General features: G+C 41.6%; 18 protein-coding genes and 2 pseudogenes. 17 read left to right on the plus strand and 3 right to left on the minus strand.

Annotated features, from left to right (window positions below):
• Entirely contained in the window at positions 1 to 822 is an 822-nt protein-coding gene (locus VM640_RS13960) for a pyruvate, water dikinase regulatory protein (RefSeq protein ID WP_325393250.1), read from the plus strand.
• Positions 815 to 3,463 carry a pyruvate, phosphate dikinase gene (ppdK, locus tag VM640_RS13965; RefSeq protein WP_325393252.1) on the plus strand — a complete coding sequence of 883 codons (2,649 nt, stop codon included), beginning with the start codon at positions 815 to 817 and terminating at the stop codon, positions 3,461 to 3,463. Before VM640_RS13960 ends, ppdK begins: the two co-directional genes overlap by 8 nt.
• Before the next feature lie 374 nt (positions 3,464 to 3,837).
• Here the strand turns inward: ppdK and VM640_RS13970 are convergent.
• A pseudogene (locus VM640_RS13970) lies at positions 3,838 to 4,947 on the minus strand (aldo/keto reductase).
• A 67-nt stretch (positions 4,948 to 5,014) separates the two neighbouring features.
• A complete protein-coding gene (locus VM640_RS13975) occupies positions 5,015 to 5,416 on the minus strand; it encodes a MerR family transcriptional regulator (RefSeq protein WP_325393254.1) in 402 nt (133 codons plus the stop codon).
• A gap of 164 nt (positions 5,417 to 5,580) precedes the next feature.
• Between VM640_RS13975 and VM640_RS13980 the strand changes: the two genes are divergently transcribed.
• The 13 genes and pseudogenes from VM640_RS13980 (at position 5,581) to VM640_RS14045 (ending at position 18,262) form a co-directional block, all read left to right on the plus strand.
• Entirely contained in the window at positions 5,581 to 6,207 is a 627-nt protein-coding gene (locus tag VM640_RS13980; RefSeq protein WP_325393256.1) for a flavodoxin family protein, read from the plus strand.
• A gap of 281 nt (positions 6,208 to 6,488) precedes the next feature.
• Complete coding sequence (locus VM640_RS13985) at positions 6,489 to 7,028, plus strand: PadR family transcriptional regulator (protein ID WP_325393258.1); 540 nt, start codon at positions 6,489 to 6,491, stop codon at positions 7,026 to 7,028.
• Between the two features lie 3 nt (positions 7,029 to 7,031).
• Positions 7,032 to 7,868 carry an alpha/beta hydrolase gene (locus VM640_RS13990; protein ID WP_325393260.1) on the plus strand — a complete coding sequence of 279 codons (837 nt, stop codon included), beginning with the start codon at positions 7,032 to 7,034 and terminating at the stop codon, positions 7,866 to 7,868.
• A gap of 219 nt (positions 7,869 to 8,087) precedes the next feature.
• Positions 8,088 to 8,480 carry a GNAT family N-acetyltransferase gene (locus VM640_RS13995; RefSeq protein WP_325393262.1) on the plus strand — a complete coding sequence of 131 codons (393 nt, stop codon included), beginning with the start codon at positions 8,088 to 8,090 and terminating at the stop codon, positions 8,478 to 8,480.
• A gap of 549 nt (positions 8,481 to 9,029) precedes the next feature.
• Positions 9,030 to 9,575 (plus strand): phage integrase N-terminal SAM-like domain-containing protein, encoded by a 546-nt coding sequence (locus VM640_RS17240; protein WP_422653305.1) that lies wholly within the window; start codon positions 9,030 to 9,032, stop codon positions 9,573 to 9,575.
• A gap of 39 nt (positions 9,576 to 9,614) precedes the next feature.
• A pseudogene (locus VM640_RS14010) lies at positions 9,615 to 9,899 on the plus strand (IS91 family transposase); the annotation flags it as partial.
• 720 nt (positions 9,900 to 10,619) lie between these two features.
• The gene (locus VM640_RS14015) at positions 10,620 to 11,549 is read left to right on the plus strand and encodes a ketopantoate reductase family protein (RefSeq protein WP_325393264.1); all 930 of its coding nucleotides are present in this window, start codon (positions 10,620 to 10,622) and stop codon (positions 11,547 to 11,549) included.
• Positions 11,550 to 12,517: 968 nt separating this feature from the next.
• Positions 12,518 to 13,288, plus strand: a complete 771-nt coding sequence (locus VM640_RS14020) for a DeoR/GlpR family DNA-binding transcription regulator (RefSeq protein ID WP_325393266.1) — start codon at positions 12,518 to 12,520, stop codon at positions 13,286 to 13,288.
• Positions 13,289 to 13,311: 23 nt separating this feature from the next.
• Positions 13,312 to 14,436: a DegT/DnrJ/EryC1/StrS family aminotransferase gene (locus VM640_RS14025; protein ID WP_325393268.1), complete on the plus strand. Its 1,125-nt coding sequence runs from the start codon at positions 13,312 to 13,314 to the stop codon at positions 14,434 to 14,436.
• 21 nt (positions 14,437 to 14,457) lie between these two features.
• Positions 14,458 to 15,633 (plus strand): DegT/DnrJ/EryC1/StrS family aminotransferase, encoded by a 1,176-nt coding sequence (locus tag VM640_RS14030; RefSeq protein WP_325393355.1) that lies wholly within the window; start codon positions 14,458 to 14,460, stop codon positions 15,631 to 15,633.
• Between the two features lie 439 nt (positions 15,634 to 16,072).
• Positions 16,073 to 17,242: an iron-containing alcohol dehydrogenase gene (locus VM640_RS14035; RefSeq protein WP_325393270.1), complete on the plus strand. Its 1,170-nt coding sequence runs from the start codon at positions 16,073 to 16,075 to the stop codon at positions 17,240 to 17,242.
• A gap of 121 nt (positions 17,243 to 17,363) precedes the next feature.
• On the plus strand, positions 17,364 to 17,651 hold the full coding sequence (locus VM640_RS14040) for a cupin domain-containing protein (RefSeq protein ID WP_414648001.1): 288 nt from the start codon (positions 17,364 to 17,366) through the stop codon (positions 17,649 to 17,651).
• A gap of 77 nt (positions 17,652 to 17,728) precedes the next feature.
• Positions 17,729 to 18,262, plus strand: coding sequence for a flavodoxin (locus VM640_RS14045; RefSeq protein WP_325393272.1), 534 nt, complete (start codon positions 17,729 to 17,731; stop codon positions 18,260 to 18,262).
• Positions 18,263 to 18,373: 111 nt separating this feature from the next.
• Here the strand turns inward: VM640_RS14045 and VM640_RS14050 are convergent, their stop codons facing one another.
• The gene (locus VM640_RS14050; protein WP_325393357.1) at positions 18,374 to 19,732 is read right to left on the minus strand and encodes an IS4 family transposase; all 1,359 of its coding nucleotides are present in this window, start codon (positions 19,730 to 19,732) and stop codon (positions 18,374 to 18,376) included.
• A gap of 398 nt (positions 19,733 to 20,130) precedes the next feature.
• Between VM640_RS14050 and VM640_RS14055 the strand changes: the two genes are divergently transcribed.
• A complete protein-coding gene (locus VM640_RS14055) occupies positions 20,131 to 21,495 on the plus strand; it encodes an MFS transporter (RefSeq protein ID WP_325393274.1) in 1,365 nt (454 codons plus the stop codon).
• A 73-nt stretch (positions 21,496 to 21,568) separates the two neighbouring features.
• Entirely contained in the window at positions 21,569 to 22,570 is a 1,002-nt protein-coding gene (locus tag VM640_RS14060) for a deoxyguanosinetriphosphate triphosphohydrolase (RefSeq protein WP_325393276.1), read from the plus strand.
• Positions 22,571 to 22,587 lie beyond the last annotated feature (17 nt).

Genomic DNA, 22,587 nt, shown 5'->3' on the forward strand with positions numbered 1-22,587 from the left:
GTGACGAGAGAAATGCCTGTGATTTATGTAATTTCTGATGCTTTGGGAGAAACGGCGGAATTTGTGAGCCGAGCTTCTGCAGCACAGTTTAGCGGAGTCCGAACAAGGATTCGAATGGTACCGCATGTGCGGAACGAAGCACATATCGATGAAATTTTAGAAGACGCTGTCCACGAGCAGGCGATTCTAGCCTATACTTTGGTTTTGAGCAATCTGCGTCATTATCTTGAGGAACAGGCAGTTGAAAAAGGGCTAAGAACAGTTGATATTCTGGGTCCGTTGTTAAAGATATTATCTGAAGAAACGGGCTTGGAGCCAAGCAATATCCCGAATATTACGCACCGTATGGATGAGCAGTATTTTCGTAAAGTAGAGGCGATTGAGTTCGCTGTTAAATATGACGATGGAAAAGACCCTCGAGGAGCACTTTATGCTGATGTTGTGCTCATCGGAGTGTCTCGAACTTCAAAAACCCCATTAAGTATGTATTTAGCGCATAAGGGAATTAAGGCAGCTAATATCCCACTCGTACCCGAGGTTGCCCCCCCGCAGGAGTTATTCGAGGTTTCTCCACGAAAAGTCGTGGGACTGACGTTAAGGCCCGATCATTTAAATGAAATTCGCAAAGCACGTCTGAAAACCTTAGGTTTGGGAGCTTCTGCTGATTATGCAAGTTTAGAACGCATCATGGAAGAATTAGAATATGCCCGCGGAATTATGCGTAAGGTAGGATGCCCGATTCTTGATGCCACAGGAAAAGCTGTGGAAGAAACAGCAGCCTTAATCTTAGAAATTTTATATAAGGGGGAGCGAAATGTTTAAGAAGTATGTATACTTATTCCGTGAAGGGAAAGCCTCTATGCGCGATTTGCTAGGGGGAAAAGGAGCAAACTTAGCCGAAATGACGAATATCGGGTTGCCCGTACCTCCAGGGTTTACGCTTACCACAGAAGCCTGTAATGAATACTACACAACAGGTGCTCAATTTCCAGCAGGACTTTGGGAACAAATTACTCCCGCTTTAAAAGTTGTCGAAGAAGCAACCGGGAAGACCTTTGGAGATCAGAAAAATCCATTGCTCGTTTCGGTTCGTTCCGGGGCAAAATTCTCCATGCCGGGGATGATGGACACGATTCTTAATCTTGGCTTGAACGATCAAACGGTCCTAGGTTTGTCCAATTCTACCCAAAATGACCGCTTTGCCTATGACAGCTACCGACGTTTTATTCAGATGTTTGGAAATGTTGTTCTCGAAATCGAGCATCATTTCTTTGAGAGAATTTTGGATGAAGCAAAATCAAAACAAGGTGTAACCTATGATTCCGAGCTTTCGACTGATAGCTTGAAGCAGGTTGTCGAAGAGTATAAAAAGTTAATCCAACAAAAAACTGGCAAGCCGTTTCCGCAAGAACCAATTAAACAATTGGAACAAGCGGTTCTCGCCGTTTTCCGGTCCTGGAATAATGACCGGGCTATCGTTTATCGTAGAATCAACGCTATTCCGGATGATATTGGAACGGCCGTCAATGTTCAGTCCATGGTTTTTGGAAATATGGGCAATGACTCCGGTACCGGGGTAGCCTTTACGCGGAATCCTTCAACGGGAGAAAAAGCGCTCTACGGGGAATATTTAATGAATGCTCAAGGGGAAGATGTGGTTGCTGGTATTCGTACGCCGCAACCGATCAAATCCCTAGAGAAAGAAAACAAAGCTATTTATGATCAGTTTGTGGAGATTTCTTCTCGTTTGGAAGCGCATTATCGGGATATGCAAGACATCGAATTTACGATCGAGAAGGGACGTCTCTTCTTCTTGCAAACTCGGAACGGTAAACGAACCGCTCCGGCAGCGATTCGCGTGGCTGTGGAACTCTGTCGTGAAGGTGTAATTTCTAAAGAAGAAGCGATTACGAGAATTGAACCCGGACAACTTGATCAACTTCTGCACCGTCGGATGGATACCCAAGCGAAACTTGAAGTTTTGGCTAAAGGCTTACCGGCATCTCCAGGAGCAGCATCCGGTAAAATCGTCTTTGACGCGGATGAAGCTGCACGTCTGGGCCATGATGGGGAAAAGGTCATCTTACTTCGCACCGAAACTACTCCAGATGATATTCATGGTATCCTGGCGGCTCAAGGAATTCTGACCAGCCGTGGCGGAATGACGAGTCATGCCGCAGTTGTCGCCCGCCATATGGGAAAACCAGCAGTCTGTGGTTGTGAAGCGTTGAGGATTGATTATACTGAGCATACAGTGGCGATCGATGGCGTGGTTTATCCAGAAGGCACAATTCTGTCCATCGATGGTTCAACAGGTCGGGTCATCAAGGGAGCTGTCCCAATGATTGATCCCGAGTTGAGTGAGGAATTTAAAGTGTTACTGGTTTGGGCAGACGAAATTCGGAGTCTGCGCGTATTGGCCAATGCCGACAATCCGAAGGATGCCCAAAAAGCGCGGGATTTTGGCGCTCAAGGCATTGGACTTTGCCGGACCGAGCATATGTTTATGGATCCTGCACGGATTCCGATTGTCCAAGAAATGATCCTCTCGCAATCTTTGGCGGAGCGTGAAACGGCTCTTGCTAAACTTCTGCCAATGCAGGAAGGAGATTTCTATGGCATTCTTAAAGCGATGGCGGGCTTACCTGTAATCATTCGGTTACTCGATCCACCGCTACATGAATTCCTTCCTAATGTTGAAGACCTTGTTGTAGAAATCACTAAACTCAAATTGACCGGAGCAGATCCTGAGGAACTCAAAGATAAAGAAGTGCTCTTAAGAAAAATTCGCGCACTTGCCGAGCTAAATCCGATGCTCGGACACCGTGGTTGTCGTTTGGGAATCACTTTTCCCGAAATCTATGCAATGCAAGCTCGGGCAATTTTCCAAGCTTCAGCCCGTCTCGTCAAGGAAGGGTATGAAATCCATCCGGAAGTCATGATCCCACTTGTCATTCATGTTAAAGAGTTAGAAATACTGCGTAAACTGACCGAGGACACAGCCGTAGCTGTCATGGCAGAACAAGGCGTTACCTTCGCTTATAAAGTTGGGACGATGATCGAAGTTCCTCGAGCTGCGCTGACTGCCGATGAGATTGGGAAAGTTGCAGATTTCTTCTCCTTCGGTACGAATGATCTTACGCAAACGACGTTAGGCTTCTCGCGTGATGATGCCGAAGGAAAGTTCCTCCCCGCCTACCTCGATCAAAAGATCTTGGCGCAGAATCCCTTTGCTGTGATCGATCGTGATGGCGTAGGGAAACTGATGAAAATGGCCGTCCAACTTGGGCGTTCTGCTAATCCAGAGATTGAGCTCGGAATCTGTGGCGAACATGGGGGAGAACCTTCTTCAATTGAGTTCTGTCATTTGCTGGGACTCAACTATGTTTCTTGTTCCCCGTTCCGCGTACCTCTTGCTCGTTTAGCTGCGGCACAAGCCTCTGCAAGCAACAAGGGGCAATAAATTAAAATTGGATACAGAATAGTAATAGGCCTGATAACCTTACACTAAGGATTAGGGAAATAGATTTTCCTATAAAAGTACATGGGTACTGTCTTTTAAAGACATTACCCATTTATTTTAGAGATAGGTTCATGCGAATGCCGGGAAGAAGTCGTGAAGTCCGGCGCTGACTTTGAAGTGTATATGGCGGCAAAGTCATCACTGAAGGAACTCCTGAAGAGATACGGGACAATCGAAATTCTATAACAGGGCGATTTATTTGAGATTTTTAGATTAAATATAGAGCGTTCATAGATATAAATAAGGATATAAAATAAGCGGGGAATTCTGTTAGGTCAGAATTCCCCGCTTCGATGGATAGGGGAGAAGAACGATTAGACAGTTAACTCTTGATGGGCTTTTTTTAACAAATCAGGGATCTCCAGCTTTTGGGGGCACTGCTGCACACAAAGGCCGCAGGTAATGCATTGATCAGCTCCTGAGCCGGGAGTACGTAGATTTCTTTGATAAAAAAGCTTATCTATGCCTTGGGGCTTGGAGAACTGATAGCTGTTATAAACTTTAAAGATTTCCGGGATATTGACTCCTTGCGGGCAGGGCATACAGTATTTGCAGCCTGTGCAGCCAATCCGCTTTCTCCCTTCATAAACATCCTGGATTTTGCGGATTAACTCCAGATCGCTTTCTGACATGACATTGGGAGTATCATGCTCAAAGATTCTCAGATTGTCTTTGAGTTGATCCAATGAACTTGTACCGCTTAAGATAACGGAAACCTCAGGCCGGTTATAATGCCAGCGGAAGCACCATTCAATGAGTGAGCGCTTTTCAGGATAAGTATTGATTAATTCAGTTACCTCTGCTGGGATATTATTTAACAGAGAGCCTCCACGCAGCGGTTCCATGATGATCATGGCCAGACCTTTTTCTGCTCCATATTTCAGCCCCTCAATACCGACTTGTTGGTGTTCATCTAAAATGTTGAGCTGAATTTAGGCCATTTCCCAATCATAGGAATCCACAATTTCCATAAAAGCAGGGAAGGTGTTATGGATGGAAAATGCTTTGTGGCGAATTTTCCCTTTTTCAAGCATTTTATCGAGGAAGGTGAGTCCATCGTATTTTTTTACGGTTTCCCAATGTTCATGATTTAGATTGTGGAGCAGGTAAATATCAATGTAATCCGTACCGAGCCGCAAGAGCTGTTCATCCAGATATTTTTCAAAGTCGGCATGACTGGTGATATTGAAGATTGGGCTTTTCGTGGCTAAATAGGTGCGTTCACGGTAGCCGCCTTTCAATGCTTTCCCAGTAATTACTTCGCTGTCTTTGTAAATATAGGCGGTGTCCACGTAATTGACACCATGATCAATAGCATAGCGGACCATTTCTATCGCGTCAGCTTCATTAGAGGGAAATCTCATACATCCAAGGCCAAAGCGCGATACCTTTAAACGGGTTTTACCAAATTGAACATACTCCATTGATGGGTTACTTCTTTCTATAGTTTTATTAAAATAATTTAATATAAAAATGACTTCTTAATTTTTTTCAGGTTTCACAACAAGAAGGAATGGGCAATCCTGCGTCATAAGCATGGCAGGCGTTATGGTAATAATCGAGCTTATGATCAAGCAAACGGAGATTTTCTTTTAAATCCTCCATTTGCTTCAATACATCTTCTTTATGCTTAAGCAGCATATTGTGACGGGCATGAAGGGTATGATCGCCTTCATTTTGCCAGTCCGTAAATTGCTTGATCTCCTTGATCGGCATTCCCGTATTTTTTAGACAACAGACAACCGAAAGCATATCCAGATCAGCTTCGGTAAAAACGCGATTGCCGGCTTTCGTCCTTGAGATGCTGGGCAGTAAGCCTTCGCGGTCATAGTATCTTAAAGTATAGGTTATTAATTGCATCTTCTTGGCGGCTTGTGTTATGCTGTATTCCACGATCATCGTCACCTCGATTTTTATTGTATAATACTATTGTACGACTTACAGTTAACTCTAAGTCAAGCTTATCCATGGGAATTTTTTTTACAAGCTGCCTATTGACTTATAGTTAACTCTAAGATTTATACTCACATATATAATCAATTCTAGGAGGGTTATTGATGAAAGTTATTGCAATTAATGGGAGTCCCCGTAAAAACGGCAATACAGGACAAGCACTGCAGCTTATGGCTGATGAGTTGAAAAAGGAAGGCATTGAAGTCGAGATCATTCAGATCGGACACAAGAACATTCATGGCTGTATCGCCTGCGGACACTGTTTTACTTCCGAACAGAACCAATGTGTTTTTAAAGATGACATTCTCAATGAGGTAGCGGCCAAAATGCGCGAAGCCGACGGATTTATCCTGGGTTCGCCAACGTATTATGCAGGAATTGCCGGGACCATGAAATCATTTCTCGATCGAGTATTCTATACCAGTTCGGGCTATTTTAAATATAAGGTTGCGACTTCAGTCGCAGTTGTTCGTCGTGCCGGCGGAGTGGATGTGGTACATCAGCTTAATAACTATCTCAATTTGGCACAAACTGTTACCCCGCCGTCTCAGTACTGGACTGTTGGCTATGGCAGAAGCGAAGGAGAAGTTCACCAAGACGGAGAGGGTATCCAGACCCTTCGTAAAAATGCCCGGGCAATGGCTTGGCTACTCAAGGTGATTGATGCCAGCAAAGGCAAGATTCCTTTCCCGATTGAAGAAGAGCGTGTTATGACCAACTTTATTCGCTAAGGATTAAAAGATAATACTGAAAAGCCAGTTCAAGCAAGGAGCAACGATATAGGCTCTGAAGGTTTTATTATAGGAGAAAGAACAAAACCAAAAGTGACATGCGAATTTTGCATGTCTTTTTTCTTTTTACCGGGAGTATATTTCGCCGAAAATAATTTGAAAAACTTGAGTTATAAAATTTATTTTTTTAAAAATTTGACTTACATATCAGTTTGATATAATATTTATATATCAAACTGATATATGCGTAATTGTTTGAGTAAAGGCTCAGGAGGCTTAAAATGGCAAATGAAAAGAAAATGGATTGTGTGATTCTTGGACTGTTAAGTCATGAATCGCTGACGGGGTATGAGATTAAAAAAAGAATAGATACAACACTTAAATTTTTCTGGAGTGCAAGCTTTGGAAGTATATATCCAACACTCAATTCCCTCGATCAAGACGGCCTAGTAACAAAGTTGGAGATAACAGATAAGGGAAGAGATAAGGTAATTTATACAATTACGGATGCGGGAAGAGAGTATTTAAAACAATGGCTTGTACTTCCTGTGACAAAGGATGAGTTAAGATACGAGACTTTATTGAAACTTTTTTTTGGAAGTGAGATTGGCCCAAAGGTAACGATCGGTCACATCCTAGATTTCGAAACAAAGATCAAATGTGAATTGCCCTATTTAGAAGGGGCTGTTCGCGAATTAAAGAAGATTCAGAAAGAAGAGGAGGCGCATAGCTACTATCTGTTGACAGCTCTATTTGGAGAAAAAGTTTATAAGACATATATAGAGTGGTGTGAAGAGGCCAAAAAGATCCTGGAGGGCTAAGGCATGGATAAAAATATTAAGCTGGCAATGATTGGTGTTGTCGTATTGGTAGGTTTATTTGTCTTTTGTGGCATTGCCTTTAATCAAGTGTTTCGATATATCAGTTACTCTTTTTATAAGAATACGGAACAATATACACAGGGAGATAACGCAGTTAAAAAATTAGAGATAGGTAAAGAAAAAAATTTAATTGGATATGTAAGAAGCACTGATTATACTCAAGCCAAGAAAACGATTCTTTTCTTTGGTGGCTCTAAAGAAATAGCTTACAATGCGGTATTAGACTATGGTAAGGTTTTTGATGATTATGCATTTGTATCTGTTGATTACCCGGGAAGTCAGGAAAGCAAAGGATCAATGAATTTACAAACCATGCAAGAAGCCGCATTAAGATTCTATGATTATATAGTCGATTTGGATTATATAGATAAAGATAATATATATATTATGGGAAATAGTTATGGGACAGGTATAGCAACCTATCTTGCCTCAGAAAAAGGCTGTAAAAAGTTGGTATTAGTTACTCCATATCGTGATGTTTTTGATTTATACAATGCAATTATTCCAATCTTTAATAGTCCATTGGGCTGGTTTATTACAGACAATATTAATACAAAAGAATATGCGCAATCTGTAACAGAACCAACTTTGATTATCACATCCGATTCTGATGGTACACTGGATCGGTCGATTTCCTATTCGTTAGTAAATTATTTTAATGATGCTCGTGTTACTGAATTTCAAGGGATTAAACATGCAGGGTACCTCAAGGATGAAGGAGTTGTTTCAACGATTAAAAATTTTTGTGATAATTTAATATTTTTTTCGGAGATTCCATAGTTATAGCCTGCATTCCCGGATTATTATAACGAGGTATTGAAAAAGCCCATATCTACAGTCCTTTTTCGTCAGCCTTGTTATAAAGTATTATAACGAAGCTCACTTGGTAATTCTCTACAAACGTTGATTTATTGGGCTTTTAAGGCTCCTTGTTATAATTTTAGCGGGAATGCAGGTTATAGGACATGCGTGTTAGGGCAAGGATTTGGGGGGATGTGAATGATTGAATATAATCTGGGGAAGAAGGTCAACTTTGAACATCTTGTACAACTTTTCAACCAGGCAGGCTGGACAGATAAAACATCGGATCTAGACCGTCTACAGTTAATGGTTGAGAATTCACAAATTGTTGTCACTGCTTGGGATGAGGGGAATATGATTGGTTTCGCTAGGTGCGTTACTGATCATGTATTCAATGGCCAAATAAATAACGTTATAGTTGATCAAGAATACCGCGGTAGGGGAATCGGTAAGGGACTTATTTCAAACATTCTTAACAGTAGTAAAATGGTTACTTACATTCTTAGAGGTGACACTGAAAATGTAGATTTTTACAAGCATATGGGATTTAAAGACGCCAATTTATCTTTGGTTTATAACCGAGTTGAATAGAGACCGAGGCTATTTAGGAGTTACAAAAGTTCGTAACTATTTATTCATTTCGGAACTACAAGAGAGTTGATTATTAAAGCAAAGAAATGGGGACCGGACGCTGAGTGGAAATTCTTATATTGTGCAATTAGCCTAAGCAGAATATATGTTATTGAATAACAAGAAGTGGTCCATAATGGTTAAAAACCGAGGTTGGTCCTTGATGATAGCGGCAGCTCAGGCTAAAGTTAACAATTAGGACTTATCTCAGAAATGATATAAGCATAGACTATTTAAGACTAGTCTTATTAAAAAATATAGGGTATGGGAACTTAACTTTATTTGATTTTAAGTACCCATACCCTTATTTTTATTAAAAGCTATATTTTTGAGATATTAATTAAAAAATGGCTATTGCGCACTTGTAGGATATAGCACTAAACCGCTGGCGCGGTGGTTTCCGTAGTATAGCCCCTGTTATTCAACCGAATGTTGCTGTTAACTATTACTTCTCGTTCATATCTCCTGTAAAATATTAGAGATTTTATTTTAAAGGAGATGTTTCGATCTATGACAAAAGAAGAGGTTTTAGCGAAGCTGCAATTTGATGTGGAACTCAGGGGGCTAAGCAAGCATACCCAGGCTGAATACCCTACCAGAGTCAAAATCTTTCAGGATCACTTTAATAAACCTGCAACCGAGTTAGGTGAAGAGGATATTAGACAGTTTCTCCACTATCTCACCACAGAAAAAAAGCTTGCGCCTGTGGTGCAGGGCTTCGCCTCAGTGAAGCAGCCTCCCTTAAAGTTTCAGATATCGATAGCAACAAAATGCAGTTGTTCATTCGCAATGCTAAAGGCAGCAAAGATCGATATGCTCTGCTTTCACAAGCCAATCTCGATATCCTCAGAACATACTGGAAAGCCTATCGCCCTTAAAGAATGGCTTTTTTACAGCAGGAATAATACCAACACACACATTTTGCATAGAGCTATACAAAATATTTTTCATAAATATGTCAATATATTTTTTATATCAAGCAGTTGCTCGGGCACTCAGATATCAGCTCGACTTGCTATTACTTGCATTTGCTTAAGATTGAATCACTCAACGTAAAGAGTCCTCTAGATCGGCTGGCTGAATCGGATAAGGCCAATGGCTGAGGTTCAAGATATCTTCCTAAAATACGGCAAAGACTACCGAAACAACCACAAGCTCACTCTAGTGCAACATAAAGCGATGTCAGCCATTCAAAAATGCAGAACATCACATTTAGGCGGCCATAAGGAGGTTTGTGACGCTTGTGGGCATACTCGAATTTCTTACAATTCTTGCCGCAACAGGCACTGCCCTAAATGCCAAACTCTTGCCAAAGAACGCTGGATTGAAAACCAGAAAAGCAATTTGCTCGACGTTGGATACTTCCATGTGGTATTCACCAACAAGAAAAATACGTTTTGGCATTTTGCGACGATTCGATCGTAATACAAAAATTCAATAACGAAAGTAAGGTTCAGCTCATTTTTGTAATTCGGCGACTTACGATGAATCAATTTTCATGATAGTACAATAACGTTTGTAAGGTCAGACTAGTTAGACAATGATGAAGATTCATGCGAAAATGAATTTATGCTTACGAATAGAATGTAATAGTTAGCACTTTAGCGTCTGCTACATTCAAACCATTGATTTCACCGGTATTTTGAACGATTTTGAAAGTGTATCAATGTCGCGATTTGTGAAATTTACAATGAGACATAAGAGCAAGCAGCGCACACAGATTATAATTGTAACGACTTGTATGGATATGGCACTTAAGACATTGTTAAAAATAATAAGAGCATGTTGGGATATTGAAAACTCGAATTTTTAATAACTTGAAACGTGAATGTGGTTTAGAGCATTGCTTTATGCATTGCGAGAAGGCAGTAGAAGCTGCTCCGGAACTGGTCAACACTTTCCCAACTGGTGAAATTCAAATTATCGGATAGTTACATTTTCTCCACCTGTGAGGCATGCCGGCTGTGAAACTAATCCGATCGGCCTGCCTTAGTGACTCATTAAGAATCACATCAAATACAGGACCGCCGAGGCACATCCTTAGGAAATATCCTAGGCATCTTCGTGGTTCATAAGAATTCAAAACAAAGGAGTGCTAACATGAAAATATGTGTACTCGGTGCCGGCGCTATGGGCTGCCTTTACGGCGGATGCCTGTCGCATATCGGCCATGATGTTACCCTTGTAGGCGGCAGGAGTATTCCTATTATTCGGGAAAAAGGCCTAAAAATGAATACGGCCTGGACCGGTCCCATCGTTGTCCATCCCAAAGCCTGTTATGCCAATGAGCTTGAGGGTGAATTTGATCTTCTCATCCTCCTGACAAAGGCTTTTCAGTCGCACGATGCAATGGATTCCGTACGCCATATCCTCAATGACAAAATGACCGTCCTGTCTCTGCAGAATGGCCTGGGCAACAAAGAACTGCTTCAGGAATATGTCTCTACCGAGCAGATTATGCTGGGTATGACCCTGTATCCTTCTGATCTCATAGCTCCCGGGGAAATCGTCAGCAGCTTTGCCGATATTGGTGCACTTGTCGACGCCGAGGGCCCCCTGACAGAACGAACAAAGAAGATCTCTGCCGAAATGGATAAGGCGGGCATCAAACACATCATCGGCGAAGGTGCGTGGGAATTTATCTGGGAAAAGATTATTTTTAACGCCGTCGCTAATCCTTTGTGCGCTCTCTTGGGCGTCTCCTCCGAAATGCTCTCTCCCATCGGTGCCTTTGACCTGCTCTATCAGATGGCTGATGAGGGTCTAGCTATTGCCAATGCCAACGGCGTTGCCATTTCCGGCGAAAGCATGAGAAAGCGTTTAGACGTGTTGGAACTGGGGAAACCCCACGCCCCCTCAATGTTGGTGGACATCACTGCCGGTCGCAAGACCGAAGTAGATACCATAAACGGTGGCCTGGTAAGAGAAGGTAAGAGACTTGGCATACCCACTCCGATCAACAACATCATTATTCAGCTAATTCATTTGAAGGAAAAGTCCCGTGGAAGAGAATATACTCCCCATAGTTGATCCACCAATTCTCCATAGCATAAGTTGATTTGCAATACCCATCATCTCAAAGAAATGTCTTTTTGCTTATAATTTAAATAATTTGTTAATGGTCTTATCGGGGCAGGGTCTTACGTTCTTTTTTAGCATTGCACGTATGAAGAAATAAAAAGACAAAGGGTTTGGTTAATGCAAATGAACCGCCCCTCTGTTCTTTAGAGACAAATAAACAAGATACTACAAGGGACTGTGTTTCACACAGTCCCTTGTAGTATCTTAGAGTAGGGGGAGGAGAAGACTCTTTAAAAGTTTTTTACCCACAAATCATTATTTACTGTAATATAGGACGATGCTAACAGTAAGACTCATTATTCTTATGTTGTGCAATTAGTCCGAACAGATATAAATGTTATTGGTTACAAAAAGTGTTCCATAATGTTAAAAATTGAGATTGGTCTTTTATGATAGCTGCAGCACAGGCTAAAGTTAACAATCAGGACTAATCAGTAACGAAACAAATAGCCAAGCGCAAACTGTAAACCGATATATGGACATTTTGACCCATTGTATAATAAAAATAGAGGGATATTGGAACTTAAATCATTTTGATTTTAAGTACCAATATCCCTATTTTATTGCAAGCTGGGTGTTATCCGAACCCCACCGAAATGATATGGCCTTCCTTTCTTTATTTCAATGAAAGGAGGGCTTTTTTTGTACTAACAGAAACTTCCATGAACCTGCCGATTCACAGGGAGGTATGAAAATGTAGTCCATTTTCGTAAGAAAGTATAAGTTTTGGGCAGATAGCATTAGTGCAACTAAGGCTTCCGCTTTCGCAAAGCTCGGTGAAAGCCGGGTTTTCTTTATAAATATTGAGTATTATAAATAGCCAAAGCTTAAAACAGCATATAATAGCATGAAAATGCAATAATATAAGTACAAAACTGCAGACAACATGATATAATGCAATAGAGGGGTTGTTGAGTATGTTTGCTGAGGAACGCCAAGAGCAAATCCTTTCTAAGGTAAGATCCTTGGGAAGGGTATTTGCTAAAGACCTTGCAGAAGAATTTCGAGTGTCCATTGATACCATTCGTAGAGACCTTACCACAATGGAAGAAAACGGTCTTCTCAAAAGAACGCATGGAGGAGCTGTGCCGCTATCGAAGGTTAGAAGATTCCCTATGGATGATCGAATTCGTTATGGTGAAGGAACAGGGCATCAAAACGCAGTAGCTAAGCTCGCTGTATCTTATATCGAGCAGGGTGACACTTTATTTATTGGTGGAGCCAGTATCCATTATATTTTACTCAAATACTTACCTATTGATCGGGACTATACCGTCATTACAAATTCACTCGTTATTGCTGAGAAATTAAAGCGTTACAGTAATATTGAAACCTATATCGTCTGTGGGAAAGTGAAAAGCGAGGAAGGAATTGTTGATCCTTTGGCGACGGAATTCATAAGAACCTTGCGAATTGATACGGCTTTTTTAACAGGTGGCGGAATTTCTGCCAAACATGGACTGAGTAGTTCAACCCCGGAAGGCGCTATTTTTCAAAGAGCTGTAGCGGAAGTCTCACATCAAACCATTTGCCTGGCGAATTTTGACAAGGTGGGGACAGAATTCTTTGCCAAAACGATTGATTTAAAGGATTTGGATGTTCTCATTACGGATTGGGAAGCACCAGATGAAGAAATTGGGAAAATTAAACAGTTAGGGGTTAAAGTCTTAATTGCCGAAGAAAATTAAATGAAAAGAAGGTTGGATTAATTATGAAAGTCAAATTCTATGAGTCACAGAGAGAATATCATGAGAAAAAGGATGAATTTAATCGTGCGCTTCAGCTCGTCCTTGAGAAGGGAAATTTTATCCTCGGTGACCAGGTTGCTCAACTTGAAAACGAAATCCAAGCCTATTGTCAGGTGAAATATGCGGTTGGGGTAGCGTCTGGAACCGATGCACTAACCATAGCGTCGGATATACTTGGGTTTAAGGATGGAAAAGAGGTTATTACTTCGCCCTTTACGTTTCTTGCTTCAGCCTCATGTATCACAAAGCATAGAGGACGTCCCGTATTTGTGGATATCAATGAAGAGACCTTTGGAATTGATGTGAATAAGATCGAAGAAAAGGTCAATCCAAATACGATAGGAATCCTTCCAATCCACTTGTTTAATCAGATGGCAGATATGGATCGAATCATGGATATTGCTGAAAAGCACCAACTCAGGGTGCTGGAAGATGCTGCTGAAGCTTTTGGAATGCGATGGAAGGGTAAGGGCAGTGAATATAAGCATTCAGGAACGATCGGTGATTTTGGCGTGTTTTCATTTTTTCCCACCAAAACCCTCGGGGGCTATGGCGATGGCGGAATGATTGTTACTAATAATGAAGAACTTGCGCAAAAAGCAAAACAATATCGGGTACATGGGGCGTCAAAGAAATACTACTATGATAATGTGGGGTATAATTCACGCTTAGATACTCTTCAAGCAGCAATATTGTTGGTCAAATTGAAATATATTGATGAAGCCATACGTAAGCGGGAGAAGGTTGCCCATTTGTATATGGATCACTTAAGTGATTGTGAAAATATAAGGTTCCCTAAGATTAAAGGGCAACAGAAGTCTGTTTTTTATGTGTTTACCGTTTTGGCCGAGAATCGGGATGAACTTGCGGCGTATTTAACTGAAAATGAAATAGGGTACAGCATTTATTATCCTCGCCCCCTTCATGTCCAGGCGTGTTTTAAGGATTTGGGGTATAAAATAGGAGACTTCCCCGTAGCAGAGAGAGTAGCAAAAGAGATTATTGCCCTCCCCATCTATCCTGAAATAACGAAGGATGAAGTTGAATTCGTCTGTGAAAAAATCAAGGCGTTTTATAGAAATAAATAAACGTAAGAAAGGAAATGGATGATGACACTTAAGAAAATACCGTTTTCACCGCCAGATATTACGGAGGAAGAAATTGCTGCTGTTTCGGAAGTGCTAAGGTCCGGATGGATTACAACGGGTCCCAATACAGCTCGATTTGAACAAGAATTAGCGGATTATAGTGGTACGAAACACGCAATTGCTTTAAATAGTGCAACGGCAGGTATGGAGCTGATTTTAAAGGTTTTAGGCATCGGCGGGGAAGATGAAGTGATCACGACACCTTATACCTATGCCGCAACCTCCAATGTACTCGTTCATCGGGGAATAAGGCCAACCTTTGTAGACATAAAGAAAGATAGCTTCTTAATTGATGAACAAAAGATCGCGGAAGCCATTACACCGAAAACGAAGGCAATTATGACGGTGGATATTGCGGGAGTACCTGTTGATTATGATGCCGTACGAAACGCCCTAAAGGCCAAAAATCGTGAAGATATTACTCTAATTTCTGACTCTGCCCACTCTTTTGGAGCGACCTATAAGGGACAGAAGGTTGGAGGCGAGATGGATTTTCATGTTTTCTCTTTTCATGCGATAAAGAACCTGACAACGGCAGAAGGAGGAGCAATTACTTATAACAACAATAGTTTTCATGGAAAGGACAACTTGTTTAAGGAATTTAAATATACGTCCTTACAAGGACAAACAAAGGACGCCTTCTCCAAAATGCAAGCGGGAGCTTGGAAATACGATATCGTGACCGATGGCTTTAAATGTAATATGACTGACATTATGGCAGCAATCGGACGGGTTCAACTTCAACGCTATGAAGAGATGTTAAGAAAAAGAGCGGAACTTCATGCAGTTTATAGTAAAATTCTGGGGACGAAAGAATGGGCGATCCTTCCCTTTGAAAAAAATAATGAAGTTCAAACGAACTATCATTTATATACCTTAAGACTAAGGGGCTTTAGTGAAGAACAAAGGAATCGGGTCATCGAAAAGATGGGCGAAAAAGATATTGCTACCAATGTACACTTCATGCCGTTGCCTATGTTCACGTTTTATCGGAACCTTGGTTATAAAATTAAAGATTACCCCAATGCTTATGCTCAGTATGCGAATGAGATTACCTTACCGCTTTATTCGAAGCTATCGGTTGAGGATGCGGAATATGTTGCGAAAGAGCTTATCAAGTGTATTGAAAAGATTTAGATGGGATCGAAAATCGAGATTTGGAGTCGATTTCGTGAAAATGTCTTCATCATTCAGGTTTCAAATTCGAATAAGACGTCCCGTAATGGTTAAAATTGAGATTGGTCCTTTATGATGGCTGCAGCACAGGCGAAGGTTAGCCATTGAGACTAATCTCAGAAATGAAATCAATGGTATAAGCATAGGCTATTGAAATATAGGGTATGGGAACTTAAACTTCATTTGATTTTAAGGACCCATACCCTTATTTTTATTAAAGCAATATTTTAGATCGTATTGGTAGAAAAAATGTTTGATTATTAAAAGGCGGACGGAGAACCCTGGCGACACTATCATCACTTTCTTCTTTTTTGTTTAAATCACTTGACTTGGAGTGTACTCTAAGTGCTAGACTTTTTTTGAGCTAAAAAAGATCGAGATGGATAAGGAGTGAAGGATTATGGGCTTTAATATGTATGTACCCACAAGAGCATTATTTGGAGCGGGTCGATTAAATGATTTAAATGGTGTGAAAATGCCGGGTAAGAAGGCAATGGTTGTAATCTCGAATGGAAAATCAACAAAAGAGAATGGATATCTTGCAAGGACAGAGGAACAGCTTCGTATAGCAGGAGTAGAAACAGTTGTATTTGACAAGGTAGAGGCCAATCCATTAAAGACAACGGTTATGGAAGGAGCTGCTTATGCAAAAGAGAATCAGTGTGATTTCATTGTTGCCTTAGGTGGTGGAAGCTGTATGGATGCCTCAAAAGCAATGGCACTCATGGTAACAAACGAGGGCGATCTTTGGGATTATGTGAAATCGGGAACAGGCAAAGGGAAGCCAATTACTGTGAAGCCGCTTCCGGTGATAGCCATAACAACGACTGCCGGTACGGGTTCTGAAACTGATTTTGGCGGTGTGATTACCAATGCCGAGACAAATGAGAAAACAGGAATTGTGGATGAAACGTTATTTCCCGTATTAGCCATTGTTGATCCAGAACTTATGTGTACGGTGCCGCCTAAATTTACGGCATATCAGGGATTTGATGCGTTGTTCCATAGTGTCGAGGGTTATATTTCTCTGAAAGCAAATTTGATGAGTGACATGGTAGGAATTACGGCAATAGAAAATGTCAGCCGCAATCTTGCAAAAACAGTCCAGACTGGCAATGACTTAGAAGCAAGAGAAAAAGTTGCTTTTGGAAATTATTTATCCGGAATCGAAATGTGCGTGGGTTCCACTTCCAGCCAGCATTCCTTAGAACATGCCATGAGTGCTTATCATCAGGAACTGCCCCATGGTGCAGGTCTTATCATGCTGAGCAAGGCGTATTTTACACATTTCATAAACAAGCATGTGTGCGATGACCGATTTGTTCGTATGGCTAAGGCAATGGGAATGGAAGAGGCTAGCGAGCCGATAGATTTTATGACCATGCTTATCAAGTTACAGGAAGATTGTGGCGTAGCAGATTTGAAGATGTCCGATTATGGAATTAAACCGGAAGAATTTGAGACAATGGCAAAAAATGCGAAGGATACTATGGGCGGATTATTTATGTGTGATAGAACACCCTTAAGTGTTGAAGACTGTGTTGATATTTATACAAAATCATACAAATAATTATAAAAATTAGGAGGACAAGAACAATGAGTGAATCAAATGATTTAAGCAATAGCGTTATTTCCCCAGTTGGAGAAAAGTTTTAAAGTACTCTAACTTCATAGGAACAGTATGGCTTAACATGCGGACACCTTTTGGGACTGCGTGTCCTATTGGAAACGTAACTTTTGAACCGGGATGCCGCAATAACTGGCATGTCCACGCGGGTGGTCAGATCCTGCTTGTTACCGGTGGCAGAGGCTATTATCAGGAAGAGGAAAATCCAGCACAGGAACTCCATCCAGGTGATGTAGTTCAGATTCCTGCTGATGTAAAGCACTGGCATGGTGCAGCACCTGACAGCTGGTTTGTGCACCTTGCTGTTGAGGTGAATCCGGAAAAGGGACCGACTAAATGGCATATCCAGTAACAGGTCCACGTTACAGTGCCAATGAGAGTAAGTTTGTAAAATAATAATCAAAAAAGTAGAAGTGAGGAATACTTCGAATGAATTTAAAAGAGGCGAAAATCCTGGGAGCCTATTTCTCTCACGCAGGAAATAATTATGTGAGTGGAAAGATTGTCAATCTACCGGTGGGTAATACGGAAGTGGTTGCGAAGATGATTCAGGAAATGACAGGATGTGATATATCTAAGATAGAAGCAGTGAATCCCTATCCCAAAGATTATAATGAAACAACACATGCAGCACTTAAGGAACAGAAGGATAATGCCAGACTGGAGCTTACTGCCCATGTAGAAAATATGGACGCTTATGATGTAATAATCTTAGGCTATCCCAACTGGTGGGGAACCTTTCCAATGGCGGTGTTTACCTTTTTAGAGGAATATGATTTTTCCAGAAAGACCATCCTTCCATTCTGCACTCATGAAGGAAGTGGAATGGGACGAAGTGAAAGTGACATCAAAAAGCTTTGCCCAAACGCCAATGTTTTAAGTGGCCTGCCAATCAAAGGTAGTGGTGTGCAAGGAACTGAAAAAGCGGTATCGCAGTGGCTTGAAAAATCAGGTATTCTCTAAACAGAAATCATTTTATAGTTAGGAGGCAGTTTATGAGTATTAGTGAAACAGCTAACAAAAATCATGAGGAATTATTTCCAAATCATAAATCAACATTAAAAGTAACAGATCTCAACTTTCGCAGCTACAATCAGTAAGATAAACCCTGATATAAGCGGGTAGAGCCATGATCCATTGATGGAGTTGACTTTTAATTAATTTGTTTAACTTCTTTCCAACTTTTTCGGAAACATCATTAAGGATATCCAATAACTGTTGTAGTGCAACTGCCCAATCCAGCTCACTAACCTCATCACATAATAATGAAAAGAGTCCTCCTAGCGTTCGGTCATCCGTGTTTTGCCGATGCTGCCAAGCAAGCAGGATATATCGTGTATAAACGATGGTCGTATGGCTAATCAGCATATCATAGGAACGTCCTTGGAACTCCTTCTGTAGTTTAAGAAACGATTTTGTGCATTTAAAAAATGTCTCTATATCCCAACGCATGCTGTAAATGCGGATGATTTCTTCTTCCGTTAAGGTGCAATCGGTACTCAGTATAGCTAACCATTCATTTCTATTGGTTCGATGACGAACAAACACGACAAGCATAGGCATTCCAGGTACCATCTGAGTTCGAATGGAACGGAGGATTCCTTTGGTTTTTCCCTGTACTGGAGTGGCAGCACAGTAAAGTTCTTTGAGAGATAACTTCTTGCCGTTCACTAAATACCGCTGATTCGTAGGCTTAACCATACCAATGACATCTAAGCAACGCTGAGTAATCGCACCAATGAGTGGAGCGTAGGTAAACCAACTATCCATTAACACATAAGATGCCGTCATTCCGGTTGCCAAGGCTTGATCAATCATGATCGGAATTAACTCTGGAGCATGTTTTAACGCTTCCAATCGCCGTTTATATCCTGACGTACGTTTATCAATTTTATCTGAAATTCCATTGATCTGAGCCTTTGGTGAACTAAGCAAGGAGAAATCCACGGGAATGAACGTATGTCCGTCCGACCACCCTAACGTGAGCATGCGAAATCCATTATAGTAGCAATGCTTGGCGTGATCCCAATACTTCGCGAGAAGTTCAACCGACTTACTCCTGTTTCGCTCAAACATGGAATCATCAACAATAAAAGCCGTTACGCGCTGATTTGATGTTAAAGAGCAAACTTTTTTAACCGTTTCCGCACTTAAAGCGGTAAGGAAGCGACGCCAAGCATAGCCCGAATGGTTTAAGAAACGATAAACGGCATCTTTGCCAGGAAATAACTCACCTCGCTCAGTTTCAAGAAGGCGAAACCAGTTTTTGTGGTGGAAAATCAAAACAAAAATAATTTGGAAGAGATAGGCACAACTAAAGCCAAATTTCTTCTTAAAACCTGAGTTTCTTAGATGTTGAAGAACTTTTAATTCCTTAAATGCTGGTTGAATCTCTTTTGGTAGTTGATTTTTCTGTTCCTTTTGCGCTATCATTATCAAGTAGAAGACACCTCTTTTTCTATTTGGTAGTGGGTTCTTATCAAATTCACTATACCAAAGAAATGAGGTGTTTTCTATGTCAATGAGTATATTTGATGACTATTTTTCCCTTTAACACCAAGGTTTTAAGCAAACTTTCGCTCTGCGAAAGTTGAGTTAATAAGAGCTCGGGACATTAGTAGCCCCGAGCTCTTTTGATATTTCTATCGAATATTCCTTCAAAAATAGTAAAAAAGCTTTATAATTAAAGTTAAGCGATTTATAGTTATGCGAATAAAGGGATGTAAGCCTGAAATACTACGAAAATAGTAAAGAAGAAGAGTCCCCGAAGGGGTAGCCGATAAGCGGAAATTTGTCAGGCCCAGGATGTGAAAGTAAAAAGGTGGTAAAAAATGTTGAGTATCGCTTCTCGTATTGACAGATTGCCCCATACTCCGATGTTATGGAAAATCCTATTTTTGGCGGGTATTGGTTGGTTGTTTGATGCTATGGACCAAGGCATGGTGTCCGGGGTTATGGCGGCAATCGGCAAGGACTGGGTGCTAACCACAGGACAATTGGGTCTGCTCGGTAGTTCAGGTATGGCGGGCATGGCCTTAGGGGCAGCTCTAGCAGGCATTGCCGCAGACAAATGGGGTCGAAGAATAGTCATTATGTGGACATTAATTATTTATGGCGTAGCCAGTTTCCTTTCCGGTTTTTCGGTCAATTATCCCATGCTTCTAGTATTAAGGTTCCTGACAGGTCTTGGTTTGGGAGGCGAATTACCCGCTGCATCAACTTTGGTCAGCGAATTTTCACCGACCAAAGTACGAGGCCGTAATGTTATTTTACTTGAAAGCTTCTGGGCTTGGGGCTGGATTGCAGCCGCCCTTGTTGCTTATTTGCTCATTCCGGTTTATGGCTGGCGGATGGCCTTTTGGGTCGGTGCGGTGCCTGCGCTTTTTGCCGCTTATTTCAGGAGGGCTGTCCCGGAATCGCCGCGTTATTTGGAGTCGGTAGGAAAAACTGAAGAAGCGGATGCACTCGTAAGTATTATGGAGCAACAGGCTGGCATCACCCATAAACTTGCAAGCGTCACCAGTGAAGGACAGAAGCTCGTAAACAATGTGCAGGTATCTTTCATGGATCTGTGGTCAAAAAAATACAGGAGGAGCACAATTGTATTGTGGGTAATCTGGTTTGGTATTAACTTTGGTTATTATGGCTTTGTCTTATGGACACCAACCTTGTTGGTAGGTAAGGGTTTTGCCTTGGTCAAAAGTTTTGAATTCACACTGATTATGTGTCTGGCACAATTACCGGGATATTTCAGCGCAGCTTATCTTGTCGAACGGATTGGACGGAAATTGCTTCTGTCGGTTTATTTTGCGGGTACAGCAGTAGCGGCCTGGTTGTTTGGACATGCAGGTAGCACAAATGAAGTCCTGATATTTGGTTGTTTGCTTTACTTCTTTAGTTTGGGCGCCTGGGGATGTGTGTATGCCTATACGCCGGAAGTATATCCGACCGTTGCTCGAGCCAGCGGTTCAGGCTGGGCTGCCGCTTTTGGCCGTGTTGGCGCGTTTACGGCACCGTTTATCGTGCCGGTTGTTTACAATTATTATGGAAAACAGGCAGGGTATACCTATGTATTTATCATGTTGACAGCGGTATTTGCCCTCGTATCCTTAGTTGTACTGCTTTTCGGAAAAGAAACGATGGGCAAATCACTGGAAGAGATTAGCGAGGGTGAAAAATCCCCTGCAGTAGCTTGAACATCGAAACCAAGGAAATAATGAGGGAAATAAGCTTTGAAACCAGAGGTCACAGGATTAAGGAGGTCTTGGCTTGTTAAAAAATATTCGTGAGCGAACGGAACGCGAAGAACGGGAACGACTTTCTCTTTATGCGGCCAAGAGTGCTGAGGCAACACGTGAACGTGAAGAAGTCGAATGCACGATTCGGACTAAATTTCAGCGGGACCGTGACCGGATTTTGCATAGTAAGCCCTTTCGTCGACTTAAACATAAAACCCAGGTTTATATCGCCCCGACGGGGGATCATTATCGGACGCGAATGACCCATAGTTTGGAAGTGTCTCAGATTTGTCGGACGATTGGCCGCGGGCTTAAACTCAATGAAGATTTGATTGAGGCCATTGCTTTAGGTCATGATGTCGGGCATACTCCTTTCGGTCACGTTGGGGAAGAAGCTTTGCGCAAGATTATCGGGTATTTTGAGCATAACGAACAATCCATCCGCATCTTGACGTGTCTAACGGGTGATGGGGCGGGACTCAATCTCACTAAAGAAGTTTTAGATGGGGTACTTCATCATACTGGAGCAGGAATACCCTTTACCTTAGAAGGGCAAATTGTCAAAACGGGTGATCGGATCGCTTATCTTTGTCATGACTATGATGATGCTTTGCGTGCGGGATTACTCCTGCCCAGTGATCTTCCTGAGAGTGTTCGTCTCGTTTTGGGTCGTACTCCGAGCCAGATGATTTCAACCATGGTCATCGATATGATCGAAAGTTCCCAAGAGCAAGACCGAATTCATCAATCCCAACGTGTCCATGACGCGATGCAAGAATTTCGCAAGTTTATGTTTAGTCAAGTTTATAATAGTGAAGCCTTAAAGGAAGAACGCCAGAAAGGAGAGTATGTCGTTCAGGCCTTATTTCATTACTATCTTGAACATATTGAGCGGCTCCCCAATGATTATTTGGCTTTGGATGGCGGGGATAAGACATGTGCCGTTGTCGATTATATCTCGGGGCTTACAGATAACTATGCCATTGCTCAGTTTCAGAATTTCTTTGTTCCCAGGTATTTCTCAAATGTTTAACTCTTTGAGCTAGCCGA

Source organism: Desulfitobacterium sp. (assembly GCF_035539115.1).
Taxonomy (GTDB): domain Bacteria; phylum Bacillota; class Desulfitobacteriia; order Desulfitobacteriales; family Desulfitobacteriaceae; genus Desulfitobacterium_A.

What these genes read in the sequence shown, in the direction of transcription:
- ppdK (WP_325393252.1), top strand. Translation starts at nt 815, where the DNA reads ATGTTTAAGAAGTATGTATACTTATTCCGTGAAGGGAAAGCCTCTATG.
- VM640_RS13980 (WP_325393256.1), top strand. Translation starts at nt 5,581, where the DNA reads ATGAAAGTTATTGCAATTAATGGGAGTCCCCGTAAAAACGGCAATACA.
- VM640_RS13985 (WP_325393258.1), top strand. Translation starts at nt 6,489, where the DNA reads ATGGCAAATGAAAAGAAAATGGATTGTGTGATTCTTGGACTGTTAAGT.
- VM640_RS13990 (WP_325393260.1), top strand. Translation starts at nt 7,032, where the DNA reads ATGGATAAAAATATTAAGCTGGCAATGATTGGTGTTGTCGTATTGGTA.
- VM640_RS13995 (WP_325393262.1), top strand. Translation starts at nt 8,088, where the DNA reads ATGATTGAATATAATCTGGGGAAGAAGGTCAACTTTGAACATCTTGTA.
- VM640_RS17240 (WP_422653305.1), top strand. Translation starts at nt 9,030, where the DNA reads ATGACAAAAGAAGAGGTTTTAGCGAAGCTGCAATTTGATGTGGAACTC.
- VM640_RS14015 (WP_325393264.1), top strand. Translation starts at nt 10,620, where the DNA reads ATGAAAATATGTGTACTCGGTGCCGGCGCTATGGGCTGCCTTTACGGC.
- VM640_RS14020 (WP_325393266.1), top strand. Translation starts at nt 12,518, where the DNA reads ATGTTTGCTGAGGAACGCCAAGAGCAAATCCTTTCTAAGGTAAGATCC.
- VM640_RS14025 (WP_325393268.1), top strand. Translation starts at nt 13,312, where the DNA reads ATGAAAGTCAAATTCTATGAGTCACAGAGAGAATATCATGAGAAAAAG.
- VM640_RS14030 (WP_325393355.1), top strand. Translation starts at nt 14,458, where the DNA reads ATGACACTTAAGAAAATACCGTTTTCACCGCCAGATATTACGGAGGAA.
- VM640_RS14035 (WP_325393270.1), top strand. Translation starts at nt 16,073, where the DNA reads ATGGGCTTTAATATGTATGTACCCACAAGAGCATTATTTGGAGCGGGT.
- VM640_RS14040 (WP_414648001.1), top strand. Translation starts at nt 17,364, where the DNA reads ATGCGGACACCTTTTGGGACTGCGTGTCCTATTGGAAACGTAACTTTT.
- VM640_RS14045 (WP_325393272.1), top strand. Translation starts at nt 17,729, where the DNA reads ATGAATTTAAAAGAGGCGAAAATCCTGGGAGCCTATTTCTCTCACGCA.
- VM640_RS14050 (WP_325393357.1), bottom strand. Translation starts at nt 19,732, where the DNA reads ATGATAGCGCAAAAGGAACAGAAAAATCAACTACCAAAAGAGATTCAA.
- VM640_RS14055 (WP_325393274.1), top strand. Translation starts at nt 20,131, where the DNA reads ATGTTGAGTATCGCTTCTCGTATTGACAGATTGCCCCATACTCCGATG.